Origin of the sequence: Desulfosarcina sp., from assembly GCF_033791525.1 — a bacterium.
Taxonomy (GTDB): domain Bacteria; phylum Desulfobacterota; class Desulfobacteria; order Desulfobacterales; family Desulfosarcinaceae; genus Desulfosarcina.
Genome location: NZ_JASJGN010000286.1, coordinates 1 through 12,960 on the forward strand (window position 1 = coordinate 1; position 12,960 = coordinate 12,960).

The window sequence follows — 12,960 nt, forward strand, 5'->3', positions numbered from 1 at the left end:
TACATGGGCAACAAGGACGTGTTTCTGCAGCCTGGCGAATATACCTATACATTTGTTTATCGCACCGACCGGCAGATCGGGTTTTTCGACGAATACGATGAGCTGTACTGGAACGTCACCGGCAACGGATGGGATTTTGTCATCGAAACAGCCCGGGCGGTCGTCCAGCTGCCGCCGGGGGCCGAAGTGGTCCAGTATGCGGCTTACACCGGTCCGTTCGGAGCGGACGGCCAGGATTACGCGATTGACGAAACCGCCAGTGATCTTGGATTCGTCACGACCCACGCACTGGCCCCCCGTGAGGGCCTGACCATTGCAGTGGCCTGGCCCAAAGGCGTCGTGACCGAGCCGGAAACGGCCGAGAAGATCGGCTACCTGCTCGGCGACAATCGCGGGCTGGTGGTGGCTATATGCGGCCTGATCGTTCTTCTCTTTTACTACGCGACGGCCTGGCTGAAGGTGGGGCGGGATCCGATCAAAGGCGCCATCATTCCCCGCTATGCCCCGCCCAAAGGCATCTCCCCGGCAGGCATGCGTTTTGTCCAGCAGATGGGGTTTGACAAGAAGGCGCTGGCCGTGGCCGTGGTCAGCATGGCGGTAAAGGGGTTTTTAACCATTGCCGAAGACAGCGACGGTGACTATTCTCTTGAGATCACAGGCAGCCATTCGTCTTCGCTGGCTCCGGGAGAAGCCAAGGTGGCACGACACCTGTTTCCGCCGGGAAGACGATCAATTGCCTTGAAAAAGACGTCACACAACCGGGTGGGGGCTGCCGTCAAAGCGCTTCGCACCAGCCTGAGCGGCGAATACGAAAAAGCATACTTCCTGCGCAACACCCGGTATTTCATTCCCGGAATCGCCATCTCGATACTGACGCTGGGAGGGATTGTCCTGACCGCTTCCCTGGTTCCCGTGGCCATGTTCATGATGGTCTGGTTGTCAGGTTGGAGCGCCGGTGTTTATGTCCTCGGCACCACGGTAATCGCTGCCTGGCGCAGCCGCAAAGTTGCCGGGGCGACGGCCATCACCCTGTTCGCCCTGCCCTTTGTCGGCGGTGAAATCGTCGGCATCGGCGTTCTCGCCTCGGCCGTCGGCTTCCCGAACATGATCCTGTTCATGGGCATTGTGGCCACCAACATCGTTTTCTACCACCTGCTCAAGGCGCCGACCCTGGGCGGCAGACGGTTGTTGGACGAGATCGAGGGCTTGAAGCTTTACATGTGTGTGGCGGAAAAAGACCGCTTGAACCTTCTCAACCCGCCGGACCGGACCCCCGAACACTTCGAAGAATTGCTGCCTTGTGCGATGGCCCTTGGGGTTGAGAACGACTGGAACGAGCAGTTTGCCGATGTCCTGGCCAGAGCGGCTGTCGATCCCGCATCCGGCCGCCATCACTCGCCCTCCTGGTACAGTGGCCGCACGCCCTTCACCGGCCTGGCCGCCAGCCTGGGCGGATCCTTTGCCGGCGCGGTCTCCGCCTCGTCCAGTGCGCCGGGATCGTCGTCAGGCAGCGGCGGGGGCGGATCTTCCGGTGGGGGAGGGGGCGGTGGTGGCGGTGGCGGTTGGTAAAGGGTGCTGTTTTCTATTCAGGAAGCAGATTGTGTGACTTGGCAAATTCTTCAATATACGATCACTTTTTAAGCGAGTAATCCTTGTAATATTCAACGATTTTTGTTTTGGCTTCCAGACGCTGCCCTTCCTCCAGGGTTTTCACAATCTCGCGATTCACCAGCGCCAGTTCATATTGCGGATCGAGTCCGGTATGATGCCAGCACGCTGAAATCAACAATGCGGTTAAACAAACCAATATCGGGAGGGTTTGGGATGGACGCACACGATGGATTGACCGTTGACGAAATACTGGATTCATTTAAAATTAACACCGGGGTATACGAAAAGGAGGCGGTGGAGGCGGCCGTTGAACATAGCGCCGAGATCATCCCGCCGGAATTCCACACTCCAGGCCATGAGCTATGCGGTGGTTGAGGGCATCCTTAAGAAAGAAGAATCGGGAGGCAACGTCATGGAAAAGAAAGTATTGGTCGCCGTCGATGATTCCCGGCATTCGGAAAACGCCCTGCGTTACGTGTCAGAGGCTGAAGTGACGCTGCCGCCCTCCTGCTCCGTCGGTTCCGACGGCTGGGTTGAAGGTGCCTTCAAACTGTTTTTCGGCGCGGGTGGGGTTGTCGTGTCGCCTGCCGGTGAACGGTTGCCCATGTTGGGACGTGACCGTGTCTGAGCATGCCGATCCCTGCGGACCGATTTGCGGGTCAGTTCCGCCTCCAGCATCACCGCGGCTTCCTCCAGACTAGGCGCCATGACAACGGCATCGTCCAATGCCATGATCAAGCGTTTCAGCTGCGGGATCTTCAATTTGCCCTCCTCCTGGAGGTAGACCGGCTGGATGTAAAGCAGCGAGCCGGCCGTGGGTTCGATGATCATCTTGCCCAGTAGCACCTCGGAGCCTTCCTGATCCCACAGGGTAAATTGTTCGGAAATGACAATATCCTGGTTGACCAGGGAGTGGACCTGGGCGGGACCATATACCTGCTGGTCCCTCGGAAACCGGTAAGCGAATATCTTGCCGTAATTGTCGCCGTCGCTGCCGGCGATGATCAGCGCCCGAAGGTTGTCGCGGCCAAAGGGTGCCATGGGCATGAAGAGCAGAAAATCCTCCTGGCCGGGCTCGATGAGGTCCAGGGTCAGGTAGTAGGGGTTGGCCGGAACCAGATCCCGGCCCTGGGGTATTTTTGAAAACTCCCAGATATCCTCCTGCCGATAGAACCGCTCCGGGTCCCGTTGGTGATATTTGGCATAAATGGAAACCTGACTGAGAAAAATATCCTGGGGATAGCGGATGTGCTTCAACAGCGCCGGTGGCATGTCGCTCAACGGCTGGAAAACGCCGGGGTACATGCGGTGATAGGCGTTGATGATGGGGTCCGCACCATCGGAAACGTAGTAAGTGATCTTTCCGTGATAAGCGTCCACGACAATTTTTACCGAGTTGCGGATGTAGTTGATGCCTTCCTCGACTGCCGGGGCCAGTGGATAGTTGTCGGCAGTCGTATAGGCGTCCTGGACCCAGAACAGGCCGTCGGCCGTCGAGACGATGTACGGATCCTGGTCGAGTTTCAGAAACGGGGTGATGTGCCTGATCCGATCCAGGATGTTGCGACGGAAGAGCAGGCGGCTGCGATCGTTGGTCTTGGCGGTAAAAAAAATGTTGCGGTCCTTGAAGTGCATGGACAACAGCAACTTGCGCCATAGTGAATTGACGGGGACCCCGCCCTGGCCATCGTAGTGGACGATGGCTTCATCATCGCCGACCGGGGAGCCGATTTCTCCGGCGTCATTAGGCACGATAGCATAGGGTTTGTCCTCGAGCCCGTAGTAGATGGATGTCCGGTTGACGGGCAAGCCGAAGTCCGATTGGGGTGGGATATCCTTGATAAACCAGGTCATGAATTCGTCGCCGGCCTGGGCGGCCGGAATCATTACCACCCCCTGGCCGTGGGTGTACTGCAGGTGGAGGTTAATCCAATTCTGCGCGGATTCGGGCAATTTGGAAAACTGGATCTCCCTGGCGCCCAGATAGACCTGGCGATAACTGCCTTCGACGCTGTAGCGGTCCACATCAATGGTTGGAAACGAATAGTAGGTTCGAATGCCCTGGAGCTCTTCGTAGACGCCGCCCAGCATCTCACGGTCCCAGACGGGAATGTTCTGCAGGCGGCGCACCAGTGCCGGGTCGTCGGCGTCAAAGGTGGGTTTCGATTGGGTCTTGAAGTCCAGGGTCTGGACGGCGTCGAGCCCATAGGCGGCCAGGGTCGAACGAATGTTGGCATCGATATAAGGCCGTTCACGGGCGATCTGGTTGGGAGCGACGATATATTTGCGCACCATGTCGTTTAAAAAATCGGCGTTTTTACCCATCACGCTAAGCGCCAACAGCACACCCACAATCAGCGGTATCTTCCACCCCCGCTTGCGGTTGAGGCTTACCACCAGTGATATGCCGGTGGCTGCAAGGAAAAATACAGACAGCCAGATCATCGGCAGGACGATCTTCATCTCAACATAGCCGGGGCCGAAAAAGATGGGCAGATTGACCGTTTCGTAAAGCAGTTGGTATCGTTCTAGCAAGAACCCCCAGCAGACGATGGCCACTGTTGCCAGGGCCAGCAGGCTGATGTGCACGCGGGCCCGGCGTGGCAGCGTTCGCTCCTGAATGGCCAATAGACGGCCTTCATACCAGTAAAGGAACATCACGCCCACCAGCAAAATGATGAAGGCCACAAGCACTTCTTTTTGGATCAGGGTGTAAATGGGCAGGGAAAACAGATAGAAACTGATATCCTTGCCCAGCAGCGGGTCGGTCACCCTGCTGGCGCTGCCGAAAATAAACAGCAGGGCCTCTTCCCAATGGGCATACATAGGCACCGCGATGGGCAGCGCCATCAAAAAGGAGAGGGGGAGGTACATGCGCCGCAAGCCGCCGTGCAGGCTTTTGAACAGGCTCTTTTCATCCTTGTCCCCGGGCGTGTCGGCGACACCGACAGCGCGTGAGGCAATCCTGAAATTGACGTAAAAAATCGCAAAGAAAACTGCGGCAAAAAAGGCGAAAACGAGATAGCGATAGGCCAGTCGCATGAAAAAGTACAGGGTCATGCCTTGGGATTGAAACCACCAGAAATCGACGACGAAATCGACGAAGACCAGCTTCAGCAGGACAACCACCACCAGCAGCCCAATCAGGGCGGCCGAAAAAACAAGCACTCTTTTTTTCCAGGATTTCATGGATGCCAAGGCCTTTCTCAAAAAGATCCTATTTTTCTACCGGAACCGTCCCGGAATGGTTTCACGGTTCTTCCGGATGGTCAATGGACAAGTCGACACGAAGCTTCTGCCGAACGATGTAGCAAGCCCCGGAAATCGTGGTGACCAACGCGGCAATACCGAGGATTACGGTGCTGTCGTATTCAATAAACAAAATCGGGGAAATCCAATTCTCAGTTGTACAGGTGATTTGGCTCATGATATTGCCGATCCAATTACAACTGGCTGGCGATGATCGAGGCGATCGTATTGTTCCAGCCGGCCGGCAGGGGTTGCGTCAGTTCCACGGCAGCCTCGAAATCGGGTGCGAACACGCTGTCGAGCAGGTTCTGAACAAAGTCCGGGTCCGAACTGCCCAGGTTCATTTCTTTGTTGACGCGAAAGCTCAACTTGTCGAAGTTGGCCGATCCCAGGCAGGCCCAGCCGTCGTAAACGGCGGCCTTGACGTGGGACATGCCCGGGTAGGTGAATACCCGTACGCCATATTTCAGCAGGGTGTTGGCTGCTGTCACGTTGCTGGCGTTCATGATGCCGTGATTGCCCTCCATGGGAATGATTACCCGCACGTCCACCCCGCGCAGTCTGGCCTTGACCAGTTCGTGGATGATGGTGGTGTCGGAAAAATAGGCGTTCTGGATAAAGATGTAGCCTTTGGCCTGGCGGATGGCGTGCAACTGGGATCGGTAGACCTGGGAATCGTAGGGCAGGGTCCGCAGAACCCGGATGGGATAGCCACGGGGGGACTCGGGCGTAGGTGGGTTGGCCAGCACGTAGCCGGAGAAGACCACGTCCCCCAGTATCTGGCCGTGGGCCCAGGTTTTGTCGAACTCACGCTCGATCACCGACACCAGCGGGCCGTCCACCACCATCATCAGATCATGCCATTCCCAGCGGTATTCCCGGCCGATGTTCATGCCTCCGATAAAGGCTTTGCGGCTGTCGATGATGGTCGTCTTGGTGTGATCCCCGGTGAACCAGGGGTTGGTCAGGCTGACCAGCCGCACTTTGGACTGGTCGGTCAGGTACAGGGTGATGCCCAGCGGCGCCTCATGGTCCGGCGGCATGGATCCGGCGGCTTTGTTCTGGGCCATGAGGGTGCCCAAGCCGTCCAGCATCACCTGGACATTCACGTCTTTAGACCGTTTCTTGAGAAGATCGGCCAATCGGACGGCATAGTCGTCACGATCGAAGATGTAGGTGCGCAACTTGACGGATCGCTCGGCACCGATAACGGCATCGACCAGCCGGGGAAAAAATTGATCCCCGCCAACGAGCAATTCAATCCGCCCGCTGGTGCGGGTACCCGTACCCACAACTCGGTCAAGATGGTCTTCCCACCCTTTTCGATCCATACTCCCGCCCCGGTAAAGAGGAGGGATATTCACATTCTCAGCGTCGGGGAAACGAAAGGTGCTGATCCAGATCCCCCGCGTGGCATCCCAGGCGGTGTCATAGAGGAACAGGCCGAGGCGGGAGAGCGAAGAGACGGGCCGGTTGAACAGCTCAAAAAGGTAGCTGCGCGCAAACAAATGCCATCCTACCTTGCCCGTGTTGGTCACGGGCATGCTTGGCATGGAGCCGAAGGTATAAGGCTCTAAAGAGAGAAAATGAAACCGTTTTTCGTTGCGGTCGACAAAGACAAAGGGCCGGGCATAGGGGCCGGTTTCACCGGTCTCCATGACCAGGTGTGGATCGGAGACGCCGATGGTTTCGAGATAGGCGGTCAGGAAAAGGAAAATTCCCTCGTTCATGGTTTCCAGGCGATGATTTTCCACCAGACGGACGCTTGCCGGTTTCTCCATGAAATCGCATTCGGCCAGTGATCCATCGAGCCGGCGGTAGACAAAAATTTCTTCATCCCTGACATTGATCAGGATGCCCGTCCCCGGTTTAATCGGATTTACCAGGGCATTTTCGATACGCTTTACCAGGGCGGTCCAGTGCTGCCGGTCCAGATGCCTTAAGGTTTCCGCACCGGTGACCGATTGTTTGTATGCGTTTTTTTCCAGCGGGTTGACCTGATAGACGGGAAACCACTCCTGGTGGATGGACAGGTTGACCTGGTCGTCGGCGGATACCCGACCATAATAGTCCTTCCGGCCGTCGCTATAGGTGAGAAGAAGCGAGTCGTCTTTCCACAATGTTCCCTTGAGGGTGACCGTTGTTTCGAATCTCAGCCCGACCGGCGGCGGCTCGATGGTCGTCGAAATCACCCCGGCGGGGATTCGCTGATACCTGGGAGTGGGGCTGCACCCGATTGCTGTCATTACCAGCGCGATGGCCACTGCAAGGAAGATCTGTCGAATATGAAGAGAGACGCGGGTCATGGTGATGTGTTTCCTTTTCTATCAGATGGCTACTGCCAACCGATCACTTCATACCCCATTTCCCTGAGGCACCGGTCTACGTAATTTTTAAAGACTGCATCCGGCTCGTCAGCATCGAATGCGCCGTTCACCGCACCAGCCGTGGCGCCCCCTGCGGCCCCGGCTCCGGCGGCCCGGCCCACATTGCCGCCTAAAACGGCTGAGACCACGGCACTGATGGCCGCACCGAGGGTTGCTCCTCTTACGGCCTTGCCGCCCACGGTTTTGCCGGCATCGTTTTTCACCCCGTACTCCTTGGCCTCGGCCATGCATCGATCCACATCCGTCCGGGCCTGGGTTTTTCCCACCGAATGGAGATGATCGTTGGGATAAAATACCGGTTGTTTGGCGCTGCAGGCCGTCAAAATCAAAATGCCACAGGATATTGCCACCCATTGACCTGTTCCGAGAACATTCATGGTGTTTTTCTCCTTACTATAAAACGAGAAATGCCAGCCACAAAATGGCTGTTGGCAGGGCGGCGGCCAATAAAATGCTAACGGGAGACACCTCCTCGTCAAAAAAGGGTTTGAGTATGCTCAGTCCGGCGGGGTTGGGTGCGTTGGCGATGATGGTTAACCCGCCGCCGGCTACGGCGCCAGCAACAACGGAATATTTTGCTGTATCCGAGAAGTCGGGCACCAGGGTGCTCAGGAAGGTGATGGCCGCATTGTCGTTGAATGCGGTAAGTATCGTGGCTCCCAGCATCAGGGGAATTTCGCTCAGGTTGCTAAGCACCGGCTCGATCCACCAGCCCTGGAGCCCGCCGTGGATTACCAGGCCGCCGAGGAAAAATCCCACCAGCAGGGCCGGCTTTAGGTTGATGCGGTTCTGGTAAGGGGCGCTTACCTGGGCAAAACCCAGGAAGAATAGCATTCCGGGAATGAACAAGGCCGGGTAGTGGGCATTGATGATGGTCCAGCCCATAAATCCGATATGCACCAACGTCACCCACCACGGCACCGGATCGTCACGGCGATCCCAGTCCGGATCGAAGAACGGTGGTCGCTCCTCCGGTGGCAGGAGAAGCGGGAAGGCACGCCGCATGCGGCGAAGCCGAATCTCTTTGTTGCGCTCTTCAAACGCCCGTTTGGCCAGATCCGGATCGACGCCCTTATCCTTCAAATCCGCCAAGACGCTGGTTTTCAGACGCTGGGTAAGTTCCCGGCCGACCTCCTTGAGTTGGTCGGAAAAAACGTCCACAAAATGCATACGATCCTCGAGCCGTTCGATGCAATGGTCCATCATATCTTCCACATCAGCCCGTTTGAGATAACGTTGCTGGATTTCGTCTTTAAGGCTATTGATGGCAAAGGCTTTTTGCATCGTTTTCAATTCGCTGCGAAAGATGAGAAAATAGCACAGATTGGCCACAAGGATACCCAGCACGGCTTTCCAGCCGAAATGGGTTAGCATGAACACCGAGTCCCAATTCCAGTGCGCCGCCACCATGAGTACCGGCGGTGCCGCATAACTGGTCAACGTGCCGCCTACGGAGATGTTGACGAATAACAGCCCAAGCGTGGCGTATTTGAATTTGCTGGACGGCGCCAGCGAATAAAATTTATCGGCCAGCAGCAAGGCGGAAATAGTCATGGCTGCCGGTTCGGTAATAAACGATCCCAGAATGGGACCGATGGTCAAAATGGCCCACCACCAGGCGGTGAGTGTGCCGCCCAGCAGATTGGCAATTCTCCACATAAGCTGTTCCGTGACCTTCAGGATCGGGCGTGTAGCGGCCAGGGTCATGATCACGACTACGAACATGGGTTCCGTAAAATTAACTTTGTATAGGATATAGTTTTTTGCCGTGGACCAGTCGAAGTATAATAAACAGGCAACGACCAGCGCCGCGGCCCAGATGCCGAACACGGCCTCCACTTCACCCAGAAAATGAAAGAGCTCGGCGCCGTGGTGCACCGAGTCTCGTGGAGCCTCCCCCTTCTTGATCTTCTCTTCATGATTATGGGTCCACCGGTGGGCGATGACCATGAAACGGCCGGTGAGAAAGGTGTGGATGATGGCACACAGAAAAATGAGAGACGCCACCAGATTGAACGGTTCGTGTCGGATGCGGTTACCCAGGATGCTGACGATGTTGCCCACCTCCCCGTCGCCATAACTCTCCAGGCTGGGCGGAAAGACCGGCGCATCGGCCGGCGGCCCGCCGGCCGCCACGACGATTCCGGAAACGCCAAGGGCCAAGAAAATAAAGAAAACGACACGGGAACGCATTTTTTTCATGTTTTATTTCCTGATTCGGTTGGAAAGGGCAGCACGGTCCGCACGATTGACAGCCTGCTCATAATCGCCGCAACAAGTAGATAGGCCAATTGTAACGGGAAATACTAAAAAAGCAAGGGTAAGGCGGACACATGAAATTGCGACCTCATGGGGCGGCGTTCATAGAGAAACAGACAAACCTGAACTATAGAATTCAGGTTCACAATAAAAGTTGCGCAGCCGGCTTAGCGGATCTGTCTCCAAGGATGTCTGAAAATAAGGGATAGAAGGCCGGCGATCATGAACAGCAAGGCGGCGGTCATGTGGGCAAAATTGAACACGATCAACGTGGCCATGGGGAAATGAACCCCGGGCAGGTTTTTCACGACCATAAGGATTCCCGTGGCCAGAGCCATTGCCAGGAGAAAACCCCTGATTCGACCGGACAGCGTCATCCGGCTGTTACGCAATCGTTCATCCATCATGGTGGCGGTGAGCACGTAGGTAGCGATGCACAACAGCAGGCTTCCGGCAAGAATGTGGACATTGACGTTGATGAAAAAATCGCCTGACCATTCCAGACCCGGAAGATCGGCCACATAGTAGCGTCCCCACAGGGGCATGTTGCCGAAACCGGTAAACAGTGCTGTAACTGCAGCTGCACCGTACAGAATTTTTAACAGAAGGTGGGGTTTAGCGTTCATTTTGCCCCTCCTTGCCGCCACCGTCGGAATTGCCCAGGCTCAGGAATCGGGCCACTGCACCGGCCACACCGGCAACCGGTGCAATGATCGTTGCCAGGGCCATGGTGTTGGCCGACGCCATACTGTCGGCAGCCGGCCCCAGGTGGGGCGACCCCGATCCTTTGTCGGTGGCCCGATCCAGAACGTCGAAGGGCACTGGGGACACGTAGATGGTATTGGTTCCGCCGTTTTCCGTCTCGCCGTAAATGAATCCGTCCATCTCTTTGGTCATCTGGTGGGCTTTCTCGACGATCTCGTTGCGGGGACCAATCTGCTGGACATTCTCCGGACAGACGTCGATGCAGGCGGGTAGTTCGCCTTCCTTCAGCCGGTTGTAGCAGCGGTCGCACTTGTACATGACACCGTTGCCTGCATACTGGGGCAGCAAATCCAGGTGCAGCCCCACGCCGGACTGGCGTTCGGGAATATGCCACGGACACACCGCCTTGCACTTGGCGCCCCCCATGCAAACATCCGGGTGAATGCGCACGATGCCGTTGTTTTGGGTAAAGGCGGCGCCGAACGGGCAGAGATTGGAGCACGGCGCGTTGCGACAGTGCATGCAGCGCCTGGGAATGTTGATTTCGAATTCCTCCCCGTTGTATTCGCCGACGGCCGGTTGGATGAAGAGCCAGTTATAGGGGGTCAGCCGGTCATCTATCTCACGCTTTTCAGTTAACGACCAGTCGGCAATCTTGACTTTGTTGCGTGGAATCATGTCGGGCATGGGGCCTTCCGGTGCAGGGAATTTCTCTTCGTTGACCTCCCGGCAGGCCTCTACACAGGCGCCGCAGGCAATGCATTGTTGAAGATCCAACAGGGTGCACAGTTCCGCGCCGGAAGCCCTGGCGGAGAGCGGGCGCGTGACCCCGGCGGCCGCCACCGCGCCGGCCGTGATCAGGCTGGCCTTGATAAACGAGCGCCGGGACAACTTGTTGGACATGACAAACGTTCCTTCTTAAAATTGAAATCAGGCAAGATCTCGGCAGGCTTTCAAGCGAAAATGCCAGAAGGACTCAACAGGGGCTTTAACCCCTACCGTGGGCTTATATGTCACTTACGCCTGAACCACTCATTCACACGAACCTATGCAAGTAGAGTAAATAAACGGCAAAGGCCTGCAACGACAATCCCGAAGGCGGCAACGGCTCAGCCGAAGGCAATATGCGGCTACATGAAAGACTGAATATTTTTCAAACGGTTGGCCATATCCTGCAGCCGGCCCGACATCACCCGGATAAAGCTTTTGCCGTCCGGTGTGTGTTCCCCGTCGAAACTAATCGCAATGCCCGCAAATTTGAAGTCCACGGGAATACCCTTCACGTCGATGGGCGTGTCCTGGAGAACTTTCATCACTCGGTTCAGCGCTTTCTTGGAATCTTCGCGGCTGATCAGCGGCAGAACGGCCACGATGGTATTTTTTCCCAACTGGCCGACGATGTCCACTTCACGAAACGTTTCGGCCAATAGGGCCAGCACGGCTTCTATGAGGATTTCGTTGTTGATGGCACCGGCCGGTACCTTGGCCTGGGGTTTGATCCGCACCATGGAGAACGCCAGGGCGGAAAAAGAGTAGTCATAGCGGTTGGCCCGGGCGATCTCCTTTTCGAGGATGAAGGCCATGGCGCTGGCTTTGATTATGCCGGTGGGCATGACCCGGTTGGCCTCTTTGTCCTTGATCAGCTGTTTCTGCCCGGCGATCTCATCCTGGATTTTTTTATAGTCGTTCTCATCGATTTCACCGGCTTCGACCTTGGTCCGAACAATCTTAAGGATTTCGCCCAGTTCGTCGTGCTCGCTGACGCTCTGCTCCAGCGTCTGGAGCACGCTGAGAACCTTGTGCGGCTTTGCGGGTCCGCCGCCTTCACCCGGTTTGCCCTTGGCTTTGAGCCATTCGGCGCGCATCTGGTCCAGGACCGTCTCCATCCGGTCGTTGAGGCGGTCTTCCAGTTTGGTGATGACATCGCCCCCCACATCCATCTTCCCCAACTGGCTGACAATGGTGGACTCGATGCTTCCCACCACCTTTTTCAGATGCTCGGGGTCGTCCTTTTCCTGGGTCTGGTCCATGGCCATCTGGCCGCCCATCTGCTCAACGTACCCGGCCAGAATATCGGCCAGTGCATCTTCGTCCCCGCTGCCTTTGCGGATCTCGGCGGCCAGGTAAATCAACTGGGCCGCCTGCTCCGGATTATTCTTGAACTCCTCGATCAACTGATCACCGTCCACGCCAATCTCTTCGCCGCTCTCCTGGAGGATATTGGCCAGGCCCTCGCTCTGCAGCTCCTTGCCCAATGCCTGTATCAGCTCCAGGTACTGGGTGTGGGACATGCCCTCCTCCAACAGTGTCGCTTTTATTTTGGGCAGCAGTCGCTTGAGTTCGGCAGCTTCGGGAACGAGGCGCCTGAGGAGATGGGCCATGCGGGCAGGTGTGATCTTGCCCTGCTGATACTCATCTCTCACCAGCTGGAGGAGCACCCGATCGGTGAGCTCGTTGGCATTCTCCAGAATGGCCGCCTCGTTTTCATAGGCGACACCCATGGCCTTCTGGGCTTCGATGCCTTCCAGCAGCTGTTTTTTCATATCGAAGACGGCACCGGCAAGGTCGGCGATGGCCACGTCGCCCTTGCCTTCCAGGTGCTTATCCACTTCCATGCGCATCACTTCCAGCTGCTGAAACAGGAGGTTGCCATGGCCTCCGGTACCCGTTCCTCCGGTACCCGTTCCTCCGGTACCCGTTCCTCCGGTACCCGTTCCTCCGGTACCCGTTCCTCCGGTACCCGTTCCTC

10 protein-coding genes are annotated in these 12,960 nt (G+C 56.7%); 3 read left to right on the plus strand and 7 right to left on the minus strand.

Annotated features, from left to right (window positions below; all coding sequences use genetic code 11):
• Together QNK41_RS14205 and QNK41_RS14210 are read left to right on the plus strand one after the other, a co-directional pair.
• The coding region (locus QNK41_RS14205; protein WP_319258051.1) for a DUF2207 domain-containing protein at positions 1–1,569 on the plus strand (1,569 nt) is incomplete at its 5' end.
• A 255-nt stretch (positions 1,570–1,824) separates the two neighbouring features.
• Complete coding sequence (locus tag QNK41_RS14210) at positions 1,825–1,986, plus strand: DUF1186 domain-containing protein (RefSeq protein ID WP_319258052.1); 162 nt, start codon at positions 1,825–1,827, stop codon at positions 1,984–1,986.
• Positions 1,987–2,082: 96 nt separating this feature from the next.
• Here QNK41_RS14210 and QNK41_RS14215 read toward each other — a convergent pair whose 3' ends face one another.
• Positions 2,083–4,800 carry a UPF0182 family protein gene (locus tag QNK41_RS14215; RefSeq protein ID WP_319258054.1) on the minus strand — a complete coding sequence of 906 codons (2,718 nt, stop codon included), beginning with the start codon at positions 4,798–4,800 and terminating at the stop codon, positions 2,083–2,085.
• On the opposite strand from QNK41_RS14215, the gene QNK41_RS14220 reads away from it, so the two are divergent.
• Complete coding sequence (locus tag QNK41_RS14220; RefSeq protein WP_319258055.1) at positions 4,799–5,074, plus strand: hypothetical protein; 276 nt, start codon at positions 4,799–4,801, stop codon at positions 5,072–5,074. The genes QNK41_RS14215 and QNK41_RS14220 overlap by 2 nt on opposite strands.
• On the opposite strand, the gene QNK41_RS14225 is transcribed toward QNK41_RS14220, so the two are convergent.
• From QNK41_RS14225 to QNK41_RS14250, 6 genes are all read right to left on the minus strand, one after another.
• Positions 5,055–7,166, minus strand: coding sequence for a phosphatidylserine/phosphatidylglycerophosphate/cardiolipin synthase family protein (locus tag QNK41_RS14225; protein WP_319258057.1), 2,112 nt, complete (start codon positions 7,164–7,166; stop codon positions 5,055–5,057). The two genes, QNK41_RS14220 and QNK41_RS14225, sit on opposite strands and share 20 nt — an antisense overlap.
• A 29-nt stretch (positions 7,167–7,195) precedes the next feature.
• Positions 7,196–7,624 carry a cell envelope biogenesis protein OmpA gene (locus tag QNK41_RS14230; protein WP_319258059.1) on the minus strand — a complete coding sequence of 143 codons (429 nt, stop codon included), beginning with the start codon at positions 7,622–7,624 and terminating at the stop codon, positions 7,196–7,198.
• Between the two features lie 16 nt (positions 7,625–7,640).
• Complete coding sequence (locus QNK41_RS14235) at positions 7,641–9,449, minus strand: putative Na+/H+ antiporter (RefSeq protein ID WP_319258060.1); 1,809 nt, start codon at positions 9,447–9,449, stop codon at positions 7,641–7,643.
• A gap of 224 nt (positions 9,450–9,673) precedes the next feature.
• On the minus strand, positions 9,674–10,132 hold the full coding sequence (locus QNK41_RS14240) for a hypothetical protein (protein ID WP_319258062.1): 459 nt from the start codon (positions 10,130–10,132) through the stop codon (positions 9,674–9,676).
• Entirely contained in the window at positions 10,122–11,114 is a 993-nt protein-coding gene (locus QNK41_RS14245; protein ID WP_319258063.1) for a 4Fe-4S dicluster domain-containing protein, read from the minus strand. Before QNK41_RS14245 ends, QNK41_RS14240 begins: the two co-directional genes overlap by 11 nt.
• Before the next feature lie 227 nt (positions 11,115–11,341).
• Positions 11,342–12,960, minus strand: a 1,619-nt coding sequence (locus QNK41_RS14250; RefSeq protein ID WP_319258064.1) for a hypothetical protein, incomplete at its 5' end; no start/stop codon positions are given.

Excerpts from the sequence above, each read along its gene's own strand:
- QNK41_RS14210 (WP_319258052.1), top strand. The coding sequence starts at position 1,825 with ATGGACGCACACGATGGATTGACCGTTGACGAAATACTGGATTCATTT.
- QNK41_RS14220 (WP_319258055.1), top strand. The coding sequence starts at position 4,799 with ATGGATGCCAAGGCCTTTCTCAAAAAGATCCTATTTTTCTACCGGAAC.
- QNK41_RS14230 (WP_319258059.1), bottom strand. The coding sequence starts at position 7,624 with ATGAATGTTCTCGGAACAGGTCAATGGGTGGCAATATCCTGTGGCATT.
- QNK41_RS14215 (WP_319258054.1), bottom strand. The coding sequence starts at position 4,800 with ATGAAATCCTGGAAAAAAAGAGTGCTTGTTTTTTCGGCCGCCCTGATT.
- QNK41_RS14240 (WP_319258062.1), bottom strand. The coding sequence starts at position 10,132 with ATGAACGCTAAACCCCACCTTCTGTTAAAAATTCTGTACGGTGCAGCT.
- QNK41_RS14235 (WP_319258060.1), bottom strand. The coding sequence starts at position 9,449 with ATGAAAAAAATGCGTTCCCGTGTCGTTTTCTTTATTTTCTTGGCCCTT.
- QNK41_RS14225 (WP_319258057.1), bottom strand. The coding sequence starts at position 7,166 with ATGACCCGCGTCTCTCTTCATATTCGACAGATCTTCCTTGCAGTGGCC.
- QNK41_RS14245 (WP_319258063.1), bottom strand. The coding sequence starts at position 11,114 with ATGTCCAACAAGTTGTCCCGGCGCTCGTTTATCAAGGCCAGCCTGATC.